Raw genomic sequence first — 19,515 nt, 5'->3', positions numbered from 1 at the left:
CAGACCACTCATTTTATAATGCCTCGCAAGGGCTCCTGCTAGGAAGCAAAAGAACCGTCCTCATACTTCCACTATTTTCTCTCTTGACATGTCCTTTCAAAAACTGTATTCTCTGTCGTTGCGTCTTAATTTTATATTGCTGCTTTAAAAGTAGCTAGGAGGAAGTCATTTTTGAATAATTTAAGTAAAAATAAGCAAACGATTGATAAACCTGTCCTTTTTTTAAGTGGTGGGGCTTTGCTTGCCTTTGTGATTCTCGCATTGGTCAACCAGGAAATGGTTGCTAATGGCGTGAGTTACTTGTTTGATTGGTCGGCAACATATTTTGGTAAAGTTTATCAAATTCTTCTGTTGGGAACGTTTTTCATTGCCTTATTTCTGGGATATTCAAAGTATGGAAAAATTCGATTAGGTAAGTTGGATAAACCAGAGATGAGCAATTTCAAATGGATTTCTATTATTATGTGCACATTGCTGGCAGCGGGAGGCGTATTCTGGGCTGCTGCTGAACCGGTGAGTCATTTTTTGACGGTTCCACCACATTTTTCTGGTATTGAGGCAGGTTCTGCGGAGGCTGTTTCTCCTGCACTTGCCACTAGTTTTGTCGATTGGGGCTTTCTTGCATGGGCGATACTTGGAACCCTTGGAACATTTGTATTGATGTATGCACATTATCACCGCGGTGCACCACTTAAGCCGAGAGCATTGCTTTATCCGATTTTTGGAGATAAGATTATGCAAAAAAGTGTACTTGGCACATTTGTAGATGTATTTTCTATTATCTCGGTAGCGGCTGGTACGATTGGGCCAATCGGATTCCTTGGTTTACAAGCTGGTTATGGGTTAAATGCTTTGTTTGGAGTTCCAAATAATATAGTTATTCAATGCATGATTATTATTGTAATTGTCATATTGGCTGCCATTTCTGCCGCTACTGGAATTCATAAAGGGATACAAATTATGAGCCGTTATAATATTATTTTATCTCTGTTTCTTGTTGGGGCTGTTCTTATACTTGGTCCGGCGCTATTTATTTTCGATTCATATCTGGAGTCATTTGGTTTATATGTAGAAAATTTCATCACGATGAGTACTTTCACTAGTGATGGGGCTTGGCTTGGTGGATGGACCGTCTTCTTCTTTGCTTGGTTCCTTGGTTATGCGCCGATGATGGCATTATTTGTCAGTCGTATCTCTCGTGGCCGTACAATTCGGGAAATTGTTACAGCTATTGCAGTAATCGCGCCTGTTGTAACGACGTTCTGGTTTACGATCGTTGGTGGAACAGGAATAGCTGGGGAAAAAAGTAACCCTGGTTCTGTTTCAGGGCCGCTAAATAGCGATGGTCCGCCAGCAGCGATGATTGCCATTGCGGATCAGCTTCCTTTTGGAACGATAATCGGTTTTCTATTCCTGTTAGCGACCATTATTTTCGTCCTGACAACGACAGATTCCATGTCCTTGACGATTTCGATGGCCATTACTGGAAATGGGGACCCTTCTAGATTACTGCGTGTATTCTGGGCATTTCTTATGGGAATTGTGGCAACGGTACTAATCACGATTGGGGAATCGAGCATCGACGCCCTGCAATCCTTTATTGTAGTAACGGCTGTCCCCGTATCCTTGCTGATGTTAACCACATTTTGGAGTGCACCACGTGTATGCAGGGAACTTTTTAAAGAACAAAAATTGTAAGAAAGAAGAAGCATGGGGACGGTTCTCATGCCTCCTTGATAAGCCTTAATACTTCAAGGAAGCAAAAGAGCCGTCCCCATGCTTCCACCAATTATACATATTTGATACAATGGAAAAAAGGGGAGAATCTAGATGAACAATAAGAACCATTCGCTTCCACCTAAAAGGTGTTCAATTGATAGGTTGGTTACCATTCCAGCAGACATAGATAAAGTAATCAATGGAGAAAAAACGGCGACTCGTCGGAATGATCGTTATGCAGATGTTGATGAGGTCATGGTGCTAAACAACCGTAGATTTATAGTTACAGATGTATATGAGCAAAAACTGGGGGACGTTACAGATGAAGATGCTCTAAAGGAAGGGTTCCAAAACGTGGAGGAATATAAACAGTCTATACTGTCTATACATCCTGGTATGAAATGGGAGCCTGAGATGAATGTATGGGTTCATGAATTCGAATCTGCAGAATAAATGGAAGCAAGGGCTCACGAGGTGTTCTTGCTTCCATTTAGATAAGGACTAATTACGTTCCAACGAGCACAAACTCTTTCATTATGTACTCCTCATCGCTCTCATAATCAAACTTACGATGAAAATAAGTACAATGGCACCAATTAACGCTGGGACAATGTAAAAGTCACCAATTTCAGGGCCCCAACTTCCTAATAGTGAAGAGCCAATCCACGCACCAATAAAACCAGCGATAATATTACCAATGATTCCACCTGGTACATCTTTACCTACAATTAGGCTTGCTAACCAACCTAGAATTCCTCCAACAATTAAACTCCATATAAAACCCATAATAATTCCTCCTTGTGATTTGTACTATTCTTTTTAAACTTAAGATTCATCTTCCATCCTAAACTGTTGAAAAATCGTATTCCGTTTGTTTTGATATACTTCCCGTCCTGCGACCAGGTTGATGATTTGGATGTTTCTTTGGACGGATAAGGCTAAATTGGTGGCTGCTGTTCCATGAGAATGCTCCAAATTTGTTAGGGTGAAAAAATGATGGTCTCTTTTGGACTTAAACGTGAGCTGATAATCCCTGGTGACTTTATAACGCTTGTCATCTTCCCACTCAATTGCGTCTTGAAAACGATCATAAAACCAGTCCGGAATATGCGGTTTATACCCGGTGGCCAGGATAACCTTATTCGTTTCGTATTCAAAGTCATTTTCTTTTTGCCACTGATGACAATGCAAGACATACTTGTTATTCTTTTTACTTAGATTCTTTACTTCTGTATTGGGTTGGATCGTTACCGGTTGCTTCTTTTTTCCAATTGTTTTGTGATAAAGCGTCTCATATAGTTCCATCAGCGTTTCCGGATTAATCCCTTTTCTCAAGCTCCCTAGGGTTTCCAATGTGTTATCTCGCTGCTTAAGGTCGAGCGAATGAAAGTAATCTATAAAGTCAGGTGAAAAATATTCCTGGCCAAATTTGGCATTCTCCAACTGAAACAGTCCACTGGAACGGGTGAGTAACGTCAATTGAAACTCTTTATTTTCTTGTTCCTTCAATAGATCCAGAAGTACTTCAATGGCGCTTTGACCGGAACCTACTACCGTAATATTTGGTGATTGAACCAGATCTTCCTTTTCATACATGTACCGACTCGTATGTAACACATCTTCCTTTGGTTGTCCTTCCATCGTATCCAGCACAAATGGTTCGCTACCAGTTCCCATTACTACATTTTTTGTAAAGTAAGAGGTTCGATTTTTGGTTGAGATTTTTTCCACTACCACCTCATAATGAGGCTCATCAGCTTCTTTATGGTCGATAACATCCACAACTTCATAACCGAAGTGTAGCTGATCTAACTGACCTGCGACCCACCCGAGGTAATCATTATATTCCTGGCGCGGGGCCTGAAATTTGCGAAAGAAATAGAACTGTTGCAGGCGGTTTTGTTCGTGTAAATAATTGATATACGTGAACTTGCTTGTTGGATCAGCAAACGTGACAAGGTCCGCTAAAAATGGGATTGTCAAACTCATATGTTCAATTAACATCCCGGGATGCCATTCAAACTTCGGCGTCTTATCGAAAAACACACCATCAAGTTCAGGTGTATTCTCAAGAAGAGCCGCCATTCCAAGGTTGTAAGGCCCAATGCCAATACCGATCATATCGTATAATTCGCGCGACATTTCTCCACTTCCCTCTATGGTATGATTCTTGCTTAATGTAACCAGTTTATTGAGGCTTATACGTTGTGGGAGGGTACTTTCGTAAATATTGTTGTTTTTAAATCTTCGGAGTTGATGTAAAAAAGACGGCATAACTTGAAATTAAGATCGGTACTTTTTCTCCGCTCCGGAAATACATTCCGCGCACCTTAGCACGGCTGGCGAGCCTCCTCGTGCTGCGCACTTCGGGGTCTCACTGATTCCTTTCCTTCCGCCGGAGTCTCTATGTATTTCCTGCGTTGGCATTCAGGTACTGCGCTAAATTGCATTAGTAATCAATATTCAAAATATCGAACCACCTCACCAGTTTGGGTGAGCGAAGGGCGGTGACTCCTGCGGGAACAGCACGTGTCCGAAGACCCCGCAGCGGTGATCTTCCGCGAGGAGGCTGAGGCCGTGCCCGCGGAAAGCATCCGCCCGGAGCGATCCCGAACGGCGATTATAGCAAATACTTATAGCAAACAGTATTACGCCGTCTTTTATAGCTTTTGTGTCAAAAGCAACAATCTTTTAGAAAACGTCCTTGTCGGAATAAAGGTGGCTCCATGCTACTTGTTTCTGAAAATTATCTTGTTTTAGAATAAGCTGTGTGATAAAGTCATATTGTATGTTATAGGGGGGGAGGATGTTTCAGAAATGAGATTAATTATAAAGTTAGCTCTTGGGATCGTGACCGGGATTGTCGTTGGCCTGATAGTACCTGAATTTATTACTAGAATCATCGTTACGTTTAAAGAGATTTTTGGACAATTTCTCGAATTCACGATTCCGCTCATTATCATCTTTTTTATTGTCAGTGGTATTGCCAGTTTTGGAAAGCATTCAGGAAAAATGCTTGGACTAACTTCGGCTATTGCTTACTCATCAACCATACTTGCTGGTACATTAGCATTTATTGTTGCTATTATTTTTATACCAATGCTAGCTGGCCAGAGTGGTGGTACGGCAGAGGAAACAGCAGGGTTTGAACCCTTTTTTGAATTTACCATTGACCCGATTACGGGGGTCATGACAGCATTAGTAGCCGCGTTTGTATTTGGTATTGGTATCACAAGGATTAACAGCCCGACAATGAAGTCCTTTTTTGATGAAGGGAAAGAGATCATTGAACGAATGATTTGGAAGATTATCATTCCTATTTTGCCGTTTTATATTGGGAGTATATTCGCAGAACTTGCTGCTGATGGGGCGGTCGCAGATACGTTACGGGCATTTGGTTTAGTGTTAGTCTTAGCTATAGCCGTTCATTGGGTGTGGCTAACTATTCTTTTTACGGCTGCAGGTGCTTTTACAGGCAGAAATCCTTTTTCAGCTTTAAAAACGATGCTTCCAGCTTACTTTACCGGCTTGGGAACAATGTCAAGTGCTGCAACGATTCCAGTCACCGTTAGGCAATCAAAGGAAAATGAAGTTAGTGATGGGATAGCAGATTCCGCCGTTCCGTTATCTGCGACGATTCATTTATCTGGAAGTACGATTACGATTGTGCTTTGTTCCGTTGCTGTCATGGTACTCTCCAATGGTTTATCAATGCCTACATTTGGCATGATACTACCATTTATTATGATGCTGGGAATTATTATGATTGCTGCACCTGGTGTCCCTGGTGGCGCGGTCATGGCTGCATTAGGTTTACTAAGTACCATGCTTGGATTTGATGAAACAGCTTTAGGCTTAATGATCGGCCTGTATATGGCCCAAGATAGCTTCGGTACAGCCGCAAACGTAACCGGAGATGGAGCTATTGCTTTAATTGTTGATAAGGTAATGCGTAATAAATAGTTAAACGTAACTATCCCCTTACTAATTGTGAGGGGATAGTTTTTACATTCTTTGGTATGCCTCCCTCGTCAAAAATACTTGTCAGCTAACAATTCTGCAGTCCTGGTGGCGAGTGCCTGGGTCGTTAAGGTTGGGTTTGGGCCGCCAAGGGCATTATAATCGACGCTATTGTCGGCAATGTAGAGTCCTTGCACCTGATACGCTTCACAAGACGAGTCAACGACAAAGCCCATTCGCATCGTGCTTTGGATGTGAATGTAATAATTCGGTGGCAGGTCACTTCGGTGGACTTGACTTGCACCTGCCCCTCGCAACATCGTTGTGGCGACTTTTGCTAATTGATCTCTTCTCTTTTTCGATTTTTCACTTGGTGTATAACGTACGAACGGCACTGGACCATGTTCATCTTTAATATTGGGATCGAGCTCAACTCTGTTTTGATACTGGACCTCATCATCTGTGACGATTAAAAGTGTGAGTGATCTTTTGTAGCCGTTCATGGCTTCTTCCAGTTCAGACCCAGTCAGTCTTCCGCGTTGATCCCATTTGTCAGAACCAGGGCCGCGCAGGATGTTATACCCATATTGACTGAACCCGAAAGCTTGTTGAGCAGACAGACCCGGGCTTTCTCCAAGATTTTCAATCATGCCGAGTCCAGGATAATCAAGCCGTGCACCTGACGTATGCCCAACGAATGGATTAACAGATGGACTCCCTAAAATTTCCATTAATGTTTGCGCATCAAATGTTCCTGTTACCATATCCATATAATGTGTGGTCATACCGCGCCCAACCCAGTCATTATGAGGCAATTCGGAGTTCAACCAAAGGCGTGGCGTTTCAATACAGCCTGCCGCCATTACGACAATTCCAGCGCTTAATTCCTCCATTTCACCTGTCCACGTATCTCTAATTTGAACACCTGTCGCGCGGGGTTTTCCGCTGGCGCTGTCTTCCGTTAAAATTTTCATGACAAATGTATTTGGCCTAAACGTGACATTTCCTGTCTTCATCGCGAGGGGAACATAACTGACATTGGTTGATCGTTTCGCCATTTTCTCTAGCGATGGGCCATAAGGACATCCTTGCCCACAATGCCCGCTTAATGTACAACCTTCCATATGACTTAATTCCTCTAAAGAAACATCTGGATCCATGAGATGCTCATTCGGTGGCAAAATAGCATTCGGCTGCGGTCGATATCCGCTGCTTGTTACATCTAATGTCTGATTTAGGGGAAATCCAGCCTTCTCCGCCCCGTAGTAAAAAAGTGCCTCTTTCGATGTGGTTGGTGCAAATTCAACCGGTAATGTGTTTTCCACTTTTTCATAATAGGGGATGAGATCATCGTAATTTATCGGCCATTCGTCATCGATCGCTTGTGGAAATGCTCGTAGTGAGTTGGCATAATAATGAACTGTTGAGCCACCAATTCCGGCACTTTGATATAAAAATGAACGATCAGGAACATTCCTGTACCAAGGCGTACGCCTCCGGTCAGCCGATCCCCAGCGAAATTTACCAGTAACCAAATCATTCATATCATTTTCCAGTCGTGTAAACTGATTGCGGTAAAGGGAACCATCGAGATCCCCGGGGTCGGAACTCATCTTTGCCTTCCCACGATTTTGATTCGGCTCCGGCCATTTTTTATTTCCATACCATGGGCCTGCTTCGACCACCAACACATTGATTCCGCGTTCCCCAAGCTCTTTGGCAATAACAGGCCCGCCACCGCCAGCTCCAATAACAATTACATCAGGATCTGTCTTCATTATTCAACCTCACTTCTGCCCATTTTTAATAAAAACCCACGGAAATCGCGATAACCTAATGATACACCGGGATAACCAACTTGTTGCCAACCCGGTGGAAAAAATTGAAGGCGCCGGGAATCTGGTGGGTACAATCGTGTTGAACCATAAGCGGGCCACTCTGAATAATAGCCAAACATGGAAAAGCGGTTAAGGGCATCCGTCACATGTTTGACGAGTCCTGCATTATTTTGGTAAGGAGATGGTAGTGCGTACATATCGACATAAAGATTCTCAAGTGCAGCTAATGTTCGTATACGGTCTTGGCGGGAAAGGAAAGAAAACATTCCTCCGCCTGGAAAATGACTTTGCGGAGAGGGGTGTGCTTGATGTGTATATACAAGTTTCGCCGCTGCGGTATCTAGCATGACAGCTGTAGGATAAGCGAGGGGTACGACAGTGTGATGCAGTTGTTGCTGAATAGAAACGTAGTGATCGAGCGCATAAATGATATACGCATGAACCCCCATGTCAGGGAAATCATAAGCGTACTCAGAATCGGGCGGGAGTATGGCATCCGTAAGTGCTTGGAAGCTTGCCTGGGTGTATTCCTGTTCTTGAGTATTCGTACTGATAATAGTCACCTCTTTCTAATTGCACAGATAGTACTATATGTATTTTTGAATTTCGGATTTATGAACGGATTTTAGGGAGTGAAAGGGAGGAAGCATGAGAACGGTTCTCATGCTTCCTTCAGTCTCACCTATTGTTCGTTATTATCTAATGTGACAGCTTCTTTTGCATCAACATACCCTGCACCTTGAGCATAAGGCGGCAATCCGCGATCGGTCGCACTTTGAAGTAGTTCCTGTTTCACCTGATCAGGGGTATATTCCGGATTTGCCTGAAGGACAAGAGCAGCTATACCAGCACAGATTGGTGTTGCCATCGATGTTCCTGACAAAGAGAAATAGTTGCTTTCGACTCGACTTGACTTATTTGTTTTGTCCAGGAAAGATCTTGGAGCTCTAAGGGAAATAATATTTACCCCAGGAGCTAATATATCTGGTTTTGACTCTTCCCCACAAGCAGGTCCGCGACTTGAAAAAGGTGCTATTTCTTCATCTGAACGATCATCTGTATTCTGATCATCTATTGCTCCAACGGTAATGACCCTTGAACTGATTCCAGGAGTGCCGATCGTTCGTTGATCAGGCCCCGAATTTCCGGCAGCTACACAAACAACAATACCGCTTTCCCATGCTGCCTCTACAGCTTGAACAAGTGGATCATTACAGTCAGATTCATCAGCAGCTGCCCCTAAAGATAGGGAAATGACATCGATTTGGTGCTCCTCTTTATTGTCGATACACCATTGAATACCGGAAACAATCGTGGAAAGGGATCCGGAACCCATTCTGTTGAGTACCTTTACACCAATAACACCAGCTTCCGGAGCAGGTCCGCGGTATTTACCGTCTGATAAAAATCCGTTACCAGCCGCATCCCCTGCGCAATGTGTTCCATGCCCATTATCGTCATAAGGATCCTGTCGATCGTTAATAAAATCTTTAAAGGCAATAATTCGGTTCGTTGATTCTGTTAAATCCTGGTGCGGATGAACCCCAGTATCAAGGACAGCGATATTGATATCTGTTCCAGTCAGACCTTGTTCATTCAATTGTTCGGCATGAACGGATGGAGAAGCAACATCCAACAAAGCATTGACTTCTCGATCATAATATATTTTTTTAATCTGGCAACCATCGTCGTTCATAAGTTTTTCGATGGTGGATGCAGTTAAGGTTGCCGAGCAGCTACATGTGCATTGAAAGTCTTGTTTTATCTTGGATCTGAATTCAGGCTTAACGAGTTCATGAACTTTATTTGCTGCCGCATTTGCATCTTGTTGTTCAAATTCGATAATGACGGGGAATTTCTTGGATTTTTTTAGTAGTTTTTCAAATGGACGGTGTAAAAAACAAGGTGTACGGCGAAAAGGCTTATATAAATGAATAAGACTCTGACGCAATTCCTTGTCAAATTTAGTACTATGATTTCTTGTAAGTTGAATCATGGAAAATCCTAACATTCTATCACCTCCTTCTCTCTCATGCTATGAAGATTTAAAGAGAGAATGGCGGTGTTTGTAGGAGGATTCGTTAAAAAAGGCGCTTGTCTGGTAGACTTATAGACTGGAAGCAGGGGACAGGGAAGCACGGAGGCGGTTCTTCTGCTTCCTTTTTTAGAAGCGGATTATGTTGGAGAAATGTTTGCAGGGCATTTATAAAAGACAGTAATATATAAAAGGGGAGTGAGTGTTCCAAAACATGTTAATGGTCTATTAGATAGCAAGCAGCAAGTAGAAGGGGGATCTGTCCTTATACTTCTAAAGGTTAATGAATAGGAAGTATTCATGACGGTAAATTTGAGAAAGTACACTGCTATGAATACACATCATCCAATAGATAATGAAAATAATCCAATGAAAACTGGTTCCGATCAAAAACCAATGATCGGAACCAGTTTTAAATTATTTTGTCTGTCTCAGCTTACTGAAACAATCATATAAGCAATGGCTTTTGATGGGGCTAAGACTCTATTTACCAAAATAAGGTATGGATAAATGTATACTAAAGTTTATAATACAATATTCTATTATTAATAACAATAAAAATTATTTTAAAAGGAAAACTTGACAATTAAATTTTGATAGATTACTATTCAAGATAGTTAGGGGAAAGTTGCGAAAATTTATAATTAGTGTATCCTTGGTATATCTATTTACCAATTGAATAGAGGTGAAATTATGCACAATCTTAGAAACGTATTAAAAAGGATATCCACAATAACAATAAATCTAAATTTAATTGTAATTGAAATCCATAATAGTGGTAAGGTTCTTAAATAAATTAAGGTGTATTCGTATAAATTAATTGCTCTTAAATGAAAATACATACATTTTTGAGCCAATTTGTAAAGGATTCTTAGTAAAGACCCTAGTTGTAACTCTCTCCTAGCCAACAAATTACCAAAAATTTACTTAAATCATAGTTCCATCTTAATCCAAAACTGCATATACTTGACAATACCTAGGTCAAAGGTTATGATAGATTTATCATAGTACAGCAATGGCTTTGATGTTTCTATGATAAGGCTACTTTGAGTAAGTAGCTCGTGGCGTTGGGGATCGCCTGCCCGTCTATGATGGGTGTCTCCCCACTACATACAACAAGACTGACCTTAGCTATTCGTACGTAGCTGAGGTCTTTTTTATAGAAAAAATGGCAAAGCTTATTAAAAATGATAATAGAGGAGGAGCAGGATGAAAGATTTAGATTATCGTATAGGACTTGATATTGGCACAAATTCAGTTGGGTGGAGCGTCATTGAGCTTGCATTGGATGAGAACAATAAAAAATTTGAAACAGTTACCATTGTTGATGCAGGGGTGCGAATGTTTGACAAAGCGGAAATTCCGAAAACGGGTGCTTCGTTAGCAGAACCTCGTCGATTAGCGCGTTCCTCTCGCCGGCGTTTGCGTCGCCGTAGTGAAAGGAAAAAGGAAATTCGTCAGCTTCTTGTAAATTTTGACGTATTAAATGAACAGGAGTTGAAGCAGCTTTACCCCCTTCAAGAAGGTTCTGTTGATATATGGGACATCCGCCTGGAAGGGTTGGATCGGTTATTAAGTCGGCAGGAATGGGGGCGCCTACTCATTCATCTTGCCCAGCGTCGCGGCTTCAAGTCGAACCGAAAATCCGAACAAAGCGACAAAGAGACTGGGGCTGTCCTTTCGAGTGTTAAAGACAACAAGGAACGATTAACAAAATATCGTACGGTCGGGGAAATGTGGATGAATGACCCGGAGTTTATGAAATATGATAAACGCCGCAATTCAAGTGGGGAGTATGTGTTTAATGTGAGCCGCTATGACCTGGAACAGGAAATTGTGACGCTTTTCGAAAGTCAGCGTGGATTCCGCTCTTCGCATGCTACTGAAGAACTGCAGGAAGCCTATTTGAAAATCTGGAACCATCAGCTTCCTTTTGCTTCAGGGAGCGCAATTTTGAAGAAAGTAGGCTCTTGTTCCCTTGAGCCGGAAGAGCGCCGTATTCCTAAAGCAACTTATACATTTCAATACTACATGGCCCTGGATAAAATCAACCGGATTAGAGTTGGTACAAATGTGGAGCCACTGACAACAGAACAGCGCGCTACTATTTTAGAAAAACTTTTTAATCGGGAGGATTTGGCCAAGCGTAAAAGTGCACCAGTAGTTAAGTACTCAGATATCCGGAAGTGGATAAAGCTTGATGAGACCCTGAAATTTAATGAGCTAACCTACGATCCTGAGGCGAAGCTTAATCAAAACGAAAAACTTCCTTTTGTTAACTTGAATGCGTTCTATCAAATTAAGCGGGTAACCGATATACACACTGCCGATACGGGAGAGACTTACAATAAGGATGATTACGATGCGATAGGCTTTGCGCTGACTGTCTATAAAACGGATAAAGATATCCGTAATTATTTAAAGAGTTCTCAAAATCTGGCAAAACGGGTATTTGCTGAAGAACTGATTGATTCGCTTCTCCTGCTTTCTTATTCTAAGTTCGGTCATCTATCATCGAAAGCAATACAAAACTTGTTGCCGCATATGGAAAAAGGACTAACTTTTAAGAAAGCAGCGGATGAATTAGGTTATGATACGACAGGATTGCAAAAGGCCAAGCGCGAGAAGTTGCTACCGCCGATTCCTGATGATATTGCAAATCCGGTTGTAAAACGGGCGCTTACTCAATCGCGTAAAGTTGTTAATGCAATTATAAAACGATACGGGTCACCTGTTTCCGTTCATATTGAACTGGCACGTGAGCTTTCAAAGACGCATGAAGAGCGTAACAAACTAGTTAAATCGCAGCGAGCCAATTATGAGCGAAATACCGGTGCGATTAAAATGCTTACGGAATTCGGAATTTTAAATCCCAAAGGTCATGATATTGTGAGGTATAAGCTTTGGGAAGAACAAGAGCGTAAGTGTGCCTATTCACAAAAGAAAATTCCTGCAGAAGAATTTTTTAAGGAATTGAAGCGAGAAAGAAACAGTGCACCGAAATTGGATGTGGATCACATTTTGCCATATAGCCAAAGCTTTATGGATAACTACCATAATAAAGTGCTTGTCTATAGCGACGAAAACCGAAAAAAAGGAAATCGGATTCCCTTTGATTATTTGAGAAATAGAGGGAATCGCTGGAGGACTTTGAGGATTACGTCAATAGTAATGCAAAGTTCTCAAAACCGAAGAAGCAGTACCTTTTAAAGAAGGAATTCTCTGCACGTGAAGAAGAATTGGTGAAAGAACGTCATTTGAATGACACACGATATATCAGCCGATTTTTTAAAAACTTTGTGGAACAGCGACTTCAGCCAAAATATTCTGGCCGAAAAAAGTGGGTTAATACAGTGAATGGGCGAATAACCTCTCATATGCGTAGTCGATGGGGACTTGAGAAGCACCGTGAGGAAACCCATCTTCACCATGCACTGGATGCTATAGTAGTAGCATGTACGGATGATGGAATAGTGCAACGTTTAACCAATTATCACAAAGGAAAAGAAAACAATACAAAAATAAAAGAGCCATTTTTCCCGCGCCCATGGGAAGGTTTTCGCGATGAGCTTTTAACTCATCTTTCGGCATTGCCAAATCCTGAGGAGATTCACCATGCACTTGATGCCAAGCTCCCTCTCCCTTCTTATATGATGGTTTCGCGAATGGCGAGGCGTTCGGTTACAGGTTCGGCTCATAAAGAGACCATCATGATGAAAGGCGGCGTTGATGAACGTACAGGAAAAACCATTATCGTCAAACGGGTTCCATTACAAGAGATAAAGTTTGACAAATATGGCGATTTTGCGATGGTAAATAAGGAAGCTGATCCTGCCACTTATGAAGCAATTAAACAACGGTACCTTGCCCAAGGTGGTAATTCTAAAAAGGCATTTGAAGAGGAGCTTTATAAACCGAGCAAGAAGGGAAAGGGCAACCCGATCCGCCGTGTAAAAGTCGAAGTTGATAAACGATCGCATGTCCGGAAAGTGAATGGTGGGGTTGCTCAAAATGGCGATCTTGTCCGAATTGACCTGTTTTTAAAAGAAGAGAAGTATCATGCAGTGCCAGTCTATGTTATAGATGCGAGTTTGCCGGAGTTGCCGAAAAGAGTAGTCACAGCAGGAAAAGGATACGAACAATGGAACGAGCTTGATGAAACTTTTGCGTTTCAATTTAGTCTGTATCCATATGACTTAGTTCGACTGAGACGTGGGGATGAAGATAGATTCCTCTACTTTAGTACCATTGATATTGGCAGCAACCGGGTTATTTTTAAAGAGGCAAATGTTCCACATGAACAGACTGCGCGCCGTTATACGCTTGGTGGAATTGACACACTGGAAAAATATAAGGTTGGTATTTTAGGTGATTTGTCACTCGTTAAAAAGGAATCACGTCAAACGTTTAAACAGAAAAAAATAAAACAAACGTTGTAAAAAATACAGCAGGTAGATTTCTTTCTACTTGCTGTATTTTTATTCTAGTAAATGGAGAGACTGGTAGATAGTGAATAATAGAATGAGAGGAGTATCAGAATATGAGTTGGCGTCATATCATGATCACAAACAATGCCCGTCTATCAGTCAAGCGCTCTCAACTAGTCGTACAGCAAGAAGATACCATTACGATTCCCATGCAAGATATTGCCTCGATCCTTATTGAGGCGCAAGCGGTAACAATCACTGCCAATGTCCTAAGCGCATGTGCGGAGCATAAGGTAAGTCTGTTTACATGCGATTCTAGAAAACTTCCGAATGGAATCTGGACAGGTTTCCACCAGCATTCCAGACAATTGACAGTATTAGAGATGCAAATGGCACTTACGAAACCTTTTAAAAAGCGGGTATGGAAACAAATTATTCAGCAGAAAATTTTAAATCAAGCGAAGTGCTTAGATGTAATGGAGAAGGATGGCGGTAAGGAACTAAGTCTATTAATAAAAGAGGTAGAATCTGGAGACGCGACCAATCGTGAGGCAGTCGCTGCAAAGTTATATTTTAAGCATTTATTTGATTCAAGTTTTACACGTCGCTCAACTGACCCAACGAACCGCCTTCTCAATTATGGCTATGCCATTATGCGGGGATTAGTAGCACGGGCTCTCGCAAATTACGGTTTCACCACCTGCTTAGGTCTTTATCATGATAACCAATTAAATGCTTTTAATTTAGCCGATGACTTTATGGAAGTGCTTCGTCCTATTGTTGATTGCCATGTTGCTGGTCAAGATGTGGAGAAATGGGATGCAGAAGTTCGAGCAGGGCTAGTTAATTTAGCAAATACAGATATTCTGATTTCCGGTGAAAGACATCCCATTACGGCTGCTATCGATGAAATGGTGAAAAGCTTTGTTGCCAGTTGCCGTCAGCAAGATTATTCGTATCAAAAGCTACCTGAATTACTCCCTGCAAAGGTACATCAATATGAATAGGAGCAGTTTTATGAGGATAATGTTATTTTTTGATTTGCCGGTAAAAACAAAAAAGCAGCGGCGAGACTATACCCGTTTCAGAAATTACTTACTTGATGAAGGGTTTGACATGATGCAGTTTTCTGTTTATTGCAGGCTGTGTAATGGCCACGAGTCAATGGAACGACAGCTTGAAAAGGTAAAGAGAAACCTTCCGCCAAAAGGGTCGATTCGTGCGTTGCCTATAACGGAAAAACAATATGAGCGGATGCGCTTTTTACTAGGAGATAAAACGAAAAATGAGGAAAAGGTGACGATAAATCAACTGACTCTTTTTTAGATATGTATAGAAGTATGGAAAAATGGAGATAGTAGAAGGTTTGGGGTATAAAAGATAGAGAAACAGGGCATACTGTAGTTAAAAAGAGACAAATGCGAGTTATTTTTTTAAAATATGGATTACGTGTTGCAGGGAAAAATAATTATTCAGCGGAATAATAATACAATAAAGCCTGCAAAGTATTGTTTTAGCAGGCTCTATTGGCTACGTATCATAACACAGCAATGGCTTTGATGGAGCTATGACCGTGTCTATAAGGTTGTCTACTTCTGACTATCATAACACAGCAATGGCTTTGATGGAGCTATGACGGGTTTGGACATTATGAGCATAGATTGATGATCATAACACAGCAATGGCTTTGATGGAGCTATGACATGAAATTTTTTGCCGTATCCTCCTCTGGAATCATAACACAGCAATGGCTTTGATGGAGCTATGACGGAAGGACAACCTTCTGGCGGAGGTGGCGAATCATAACACAGCAATGGCTTTGATGGAGCTATGACTTAAATCAGTTTGTATACCAGCCCTTTCAATCATAACACAGCAATGGCTTTGATGGAGCTATGACAGTAAGAAAAGTGGTTCAACTTCTTCGAAGATCATAACACAGCAATGGCTTTGATGGAGCTATGACTGTTTGATACCCACTATCTATTACTAAATGATCATAACACAGCAATGGCTTTGATGGAGCTATGACCCATAACGTTTGACGAATTCCCTTGTGCTTATCATAACACAGCAATGGCTTTGATGGAGCTATGACACAATCCCTAACTTCAAATACAATTCCTCAATCATAACACAGCAATGGCTTTGATGGAGCTATGACAAAAGTTATCGATATAGAAAAGCTATCGGAATCATAACACAGCAATGGCTTTGATGGAGCTATGACAAGAATATTTATCAGATGATGTCGTTAACCATCATAACACAGCAATGGCTTTGATGGAGCTATGACAGGCATGGAAAGATGAAAAAAGACATCTAAATCATAACACAGCAATGGCTTTGATGGAGCTATGACGCGCTTATGTAAATGAAGAAAATGCAGTGGATCATAACACAGCAATGGCTTTGATGGAGCTATGACCAAACTACTCAAATCCATTGATCATACATTATCATAACACAGCAATGGCTTTGATGGAGCTATGACTGAAGCAGGCGAATTGTTACCACCCGAACAATCATAACACAGCAATGGCTTTGATGGAGCTATGACCGAATAGGGTATGGTTCCCGACTTTGCGCAATCATAACACAGCAATGGCTTTGATGGAGCTATGACTTCTCCTTTGAAGGAGATTATGACGACCGAATCATAACACAGCAATGGCTTTGATGGAGCTATGACACAACCATCGCGATTTTGTTAAGGACTTTAATCATAACACAGCAATGGCTTTGATGGAGCTATGACACAAATTAAGCAAAAGAAAACCCTGTCTGTATCATAACACAGCAATGGCTTTGATGGAGCTATGACCTTCATATGAACTTGAATACGGGTCAATGGATCATAACACAGCAATGGCTTTGATGGAGCTATGACATCTATTATCACCCTGAAGCGATTGAGACATTATAACACAGCGATGACTTTGATGGAGCTATGACAACACGTAAAATCCTCTTTCTGCTATATTTTAACTATAACAAGAAAATGGCGCTAATGGAACTGTGATAATGCATTTTGTACTCGACTTTAATAGAAAAGGAGGCAATAATCTACATAGATGCATGAAAAAACGTTTTTAACAAAAACCATGAGAGGCTAATCCTCTCATGGTTTATTAATTTTTTCCTTTATTAATAACCCTATATTTTTCATGGGCAACTACCGTGTTAGGATGACCGCGATTAACAGCTTCCAAATCACTTTCAGATGATATTTCAACGATAATACTATTTTTACTTTTTGATGGTAATGTCTTTCCAGTTAAAAGCAAATCTTCTCTTTTAAACTCTACTACATCTCCTGGTTTAGCTTTTTTACTATCTGGCTGAAACATATGTGATCCTCCTTTTGTTGTTCAAAAAGCTTTGCGAAAGATTTCTTTTTTGCTTCATATTCTTTTGCTGGTATATGTTTTTGCTTTAAATTTTTGATTTCTTGTTTTAAATCATTTATTTCTTTGGCCTGTTTTTCCATGTTTTTGATTCGTTTGTTTTGCTCATCGTTCTGTTCTTGTAAGGCTTTTAACGATTTTTCCTGATCTGCGACATTTGAAACGGTCTTTCCGATTGTTTGCATCACTGTCAAAATATTTTCTTTGTAATTTCCTTCTTCTAATGACTGTTGCACATCTTCTATCGTCCTTTCCATTGTGATAGGAGAAATATTATTCGCTAGCATATTCTTAATTTGCGGCGTCTGATAGTTTTTATTTTTACATGCTTTAATGAATTTTAAAGTCTCAATTGCTTCAGGGGGATAATATGTTGTCCCCCACTGGGATGTTTTCGGGATGTAGTTGTTAAAATCATTGGTCCAATCTGCTGCCGTTTTTTCTGTGACACCAACGATTTGACATAATCCATTGATACTTAACAATTCCAATGTATTCACCGTCTTTCCTTTTTTTGTCATTGTTAGCATTCTTTTTTGGCAGACAAGAAAGTTTAAAAATCCCTTATCTGCATAAGCTCAGGCTTTGGCTTTGCCCTAAAAGCTTGACAAAGCCAAGTTTTCTAACTTCCCTTGATACCCCGCTCACCTTTATAATAAAGAAAGAGATTGGGAAGAATTTGTGATAAATGTGGAAGAAATAAGTAATTTTGTTGCGGAAAGTGGGAGGCATGGGGACGGTCAAACAGTGCCTGTTCACCCGAATTTTGTCGAATGCTATTTTGATTTGATTTATGCAAATTCGTGGGTGAGGCGTGGTACAATGGGGGAAAGTGTATTTTGAAATCTCGTTATCTGTGAAACTGAATAACAAACTACGAGGAAGCAAAAGAACCGTCCCTATGCTTCCTAGAAAGGGGAGAGATATATAATGAAATTTTTTCATACGGCGGATTGGCATTTGGGGAAACTTGTTCAGGGTGTTTATATGACGGAGGATCAGGATTACATACTGCGGCAGTTTATTCAGGCTGTGGAAGCGGAAAAGCCGGATGCTGTTATTATTGCTGGTGATTTATATGATCGGGCGGTGCCGCCTACTGAGGCTGTTCATCTTTTGGATGAGGTGCTTGAGACGATTGTGTTGAAATTGAAAACGCCAGTTCTTGCTGTTGCGGGCAATCATGATAGCCCGAGCAGGTTAAATTTTGGAAGTGGCATTATGCAAAACAATGGCTTTCATATTGTGGGGAATTTCACAAGCGGTATGCAGCCGATCATTTTAAACGACGCGCATGGGGAAGTTCATTTTCATCTCGTCCCGTATTGTGATCCGAGTACCGTCAGAAATATTTTAGATGATGATACGATCCGCACGCATAATGATGCATCGGAAAAGATAGTTGAACATATTACAGCGAATATGGACGAAAAAGCCCGTCATGTTTTTGTCGGACATGCCTTTGTTACGCCATATGGCGAAGAAGAGGAAAATACTAGTGAATCGGAACGGCCGCTCTCCATTGGCGGATCGGAATATGTGGACGCGCGCCATTTTTCATCCTTTCATTATACGGCACTTGGCCATTTGCATCAGGCGCATTACGTGTCTGATGAGGCGACTCGTTATGCTGGATCCATTTTAAAATTTTCGATATCAGAAGAGCATCATAAAAAAGGATATCATGTCGTGGAGATGGATGAACATGGGGATGTTACGATCCAAAAACGTCATCTGACCCCAAGCAGGGATATGCGCACAGTGGAGGCATCTCTCGAGGAAATAATGACACATTCGGTGAGTGAAGATTATGTGTTTGTTCGGTTAACAGATGAAACAGCAGTCCTTTCACCGATGGAAAAAATCAGGTCGGTCTATCCGAATGCGATGCATGTGGAGCGTAAAAATTACTTTCACGCTCCTTCGTCTGAAGATGGCGAGAGATCAGTCGAACGTACCCAAATGAACGATCTGGAGCTTTTTCAGGCATTTTACAAAGAGGTGAAAGGTCAGGAAGCAACAGAAGAAACGGAAGTCATTTTCAAAGAAGTGCTGGATGATCTTTTAAAAGAAAATAATGAAACGGAAAAACAGAAAGACTATGTCACGAACTAGACGCTCTAGGGAAG

At 41.2% G+C, this 19,515-nt stretch carries 16 protein-coding genes and 1 CRISPR repeat array; of the genes, 9 read left to right on the top strand and 7 right to left on the bottom strand.

Features of this window, described 5'->3' with window-relative positions; translation table 11 throughout:
* The first annotated feature begins 171 nt into the window (after positions 1-171).
* A complete protein-coding gene (locus KFZ58_RS14815) occupies positions 172-1,698 on the top strand; it encodes a BCCT family transporter (RefSeq protein ID WP_235792067.1) in 1,527 nt (508 codons plus the stop codon).
* A 132-nt stretch (positions 1,699-1,830) separates the two neighbouring features.
* Positions 1,831-2,172: an ASCH domain-containing protein gene (locus KFZ58_RS14810; RefSeq protein WP_235792066.1), complete on the top strand. Its 342-nt coding sequence runs from the start codon at positions 1,831-1,833 to the stop codon at positions 2,170-2,172.
* Between the two features lie 81 nt (positions 2,173-2,253).
* Here KFZ58_RS14810 and KFZ58_RS14805 read toward each other — a convergent pair whose 3' ends face one another.
* Both KFZ58_RS14805 and KFZ58_RS14800 read right to left on the bottom strand, forming a co-directional pair.
* Complete coding sequence (locus KFZ58_RS14805; RefSeq protein WP_235792065.1) at positions 2,254-2,505, bottom strand: GlsB/YeaQ/YmgE family stress response membrane protein; 252 nt, start codon at positions 2,503-2,505, stop codon at positions 2,254-2,256.
* Positions 2,506-2,544: 39 nt separating this feature from the next.
* Positions 2,545-3,861, bottom strand: a complete 1,317-nt coding sequence (locus KFZ58_RS14800; protein WP_235792064.1) for a lysine N(6)-hydroxylase/L-ornithine N(5)-oxygenase family protein — start codon at positions 3,859-3,861, stop codon at positions 2,545-2,547.
* 675 nt (positions 3,862-4,536) lie between these two features.
* Between KFZ58_RS14800 and KFZ58_RS14795 the strand changes: the two genes are divergently transcribed.
* Positions 4,537-5,682, top strand: coding sequence for a dicarboxylate/amino acid:cation symporter (locus KFZ58_RS14795; protein ID WP_235792063.1), 1,146 nt, complete (start codon positions 4,537-4,539; stop codon positions 5,680-5,682).
* 68 nt (positions 5,683-5,750) lie between these two features.
* Here the strand turns inward: KFZ58_RS14795 and KFZ58_RS14790 are convergent, their stop codons facing one another.
* From KFZ58_RS14790 to KFZ58_RS14780, 3 genes are all read right to left on the bottom strand, one after another.
* The gene (locus tag KFZ58_RS14790) at positions 5,751-7,457 is read right to left on the bottom strand and encodes a GMC family oxidoreductase N-terminal domain-containing protein (protein WP_235792062.1); all 1,707 of its coding nucleotides are present in this window, start codon (positions 7,455-7,457) and stop codon (positions 5,751-5,753) included.
* Complete coding sequence (locus tag KFZ58_RS14785) at positions 7,457-8,080, bottom strand: hypothetical protein (RefSeq protein WP_235792061.1); 624 nt, start codon at positions 8,078-8,080, stop codon at positions 7,457-7,459. The genes KFZ58_RS14790 and KFZ58_RS14785 overlap by 1 nt, the downstream gene beginning before the upstream one ends.
* 119 nt (positions 8,081-8,199) lie before the next feature.
* Entirely contained in the window at positions 8,200-9,528 is a 1,329-nt protein-coding gene (locus KFZ58_RS14780; RefSeq protein WP_235792060.1) for a S8 family peptidase, read from the bottom strand.
* Positions 9,529-9,852: 324 nt separating this feature from the next.
* On the opposite strand from KFZ58_RS14780, the gene KFZ58_RS14775 reads away from it, so the two are divergent.
* The 5 genes from KFZ58_RS14775 to cas2 all read left to right on the top strand — a co-directional run bounded on the left by KFZ58_RS14775 (position 9,853) and on the right by cas2 (position 15,305).
* Positions 9,853-10,008 carry a hypothetical protein gene (locus KFZ58_RS14775; RefSeq protein WP_235792059.1) on the top strand — a complete coding sequence of 52 codons (156 nt, stop codon included), beginning with the start codon at positions 9,853-9,855 and terminating at the stop codon, positions 10,006-10,008.
* Positions 10,009-10,761: 753 nt separating this feature from the next.
* Positions 10,762-12,762, top strand: a complete 2,001-nt coding sequence (gene cas9, locus KFZ58_RS14770; protein ID WP_235792058.1) for a type II CRISPR RNA-guided endonuclease Cas9 — start codon at positions 10,762-10,764, stop codon at positions 12,760-12,762.
* Complete coding sequence (gene cas9 / locus KFZ58_RS14765; protein WP_370642506.1) at positions 12,693-13,991, top strand: type II CRISPR RNA-guided endonuclease Cas9; 1,299 nt, start codon at positions 12,693-12,695, stop codon at positions 13,989-13,991. The genes cas9 (KFZ58_RS14770) and cas9 (KFZ58_RS14765) overlap by 70 nt, the downstream gene beginning before the upstream one ends.
* Before the next feature lie 101 nt (positions 13,992-14,092).
* A complete protein-coding gene (gene cas1 / locus KFZ58_RS14760; RefSeq protein WP_235792056.1) occupies positions 14,093-14,986 on the top strand; it encodes a type II CRISPR-associated endonuclease Cas1 in 894 nt (297 codons plus the stop codon).
* A gap of 10 nt (positions 14,987-14,996) precedes the next feature.
* The gene (gene cas2 / locus KFZ58_RS14755) at positions 14,997-15,305 is read left to right on the top strand and encodes a CRISPR-associated endonuclease Cas2 (protein WP_235792055.1); all 309 of its coding nucleotides are present in this window, start codon (positions 14,997-14,999) and stop codon (positions 15,303-15,305) included.
* A gap of 210 nt (positions 15,306-15,515) precedes the next feature.
* A CRISPR array of direct repeats spans positions 15,516-16,934; the repeat unit is 36 nt; unit sequence ATCATAACACAGCAATGGCTTTGATGGAGCTATGAC.
* A 176-nt stretch (positions 16,935-17,110) separates the two neighbouring features.
* Here the strand turns inward: cas2 and KFZ58_RS14750 are convergent.
* Positions 17,111-17,329: a DUF2187 family protein gene (locus KFZ58_RS14750; protein WP_235792054.1), complete on the bottom strand. Its 219-nt coding sequence runs from the start codon at positions 17,327-17,329 to the stop codon at positions 17,111-17,113.
* Positions 17,287-17,907 carry a MerR family transcriptional regulator gene (locus tag KFZ58_RS14745; protein ID WP_235792053.1) on the bottom strand — a complete coding sequence of 207 codons (621 nt, stop codon included), beginning with the start codon at positions 17,905-17,907 and terminating at the stop codon, positions 17,287-17,289. Before KFZ58_RS14745 ends, KFZ58_RS14750 begins: the two co-directional genes overlap by 43 nt.
* Positions 17,908-18,316: 409 nt before the next feature.
* On the opposite strand from KFZ58_RS14745, the gene KFZ58_RS14740 reads away from it, so the two are divergent.
* A complete protein-coding gene (locus KFZ58_RS14740) occupies positions 18,317-19,501 on the top strand; it encodes an exonuclease SbcCD subunit D (protein WP_235792052.1) in 1,185 nt (394 codons plus the stop codon).
* Positions 19,502-19,515: the final 14 nt, after the last annotated feature.

The organism is Virgibacillus sp. NKC19-16, assembly GCF_021560035.1.
Lineage (GTDB): Bacteria > Bacillota > Bacilli > Bacillales > Amphibacillaceae > Virgibacillus_L > Virgibacillus_L salidurans.
This window is presented reverse-complemented; position numbering and strand designations above follow the sequence as displayed.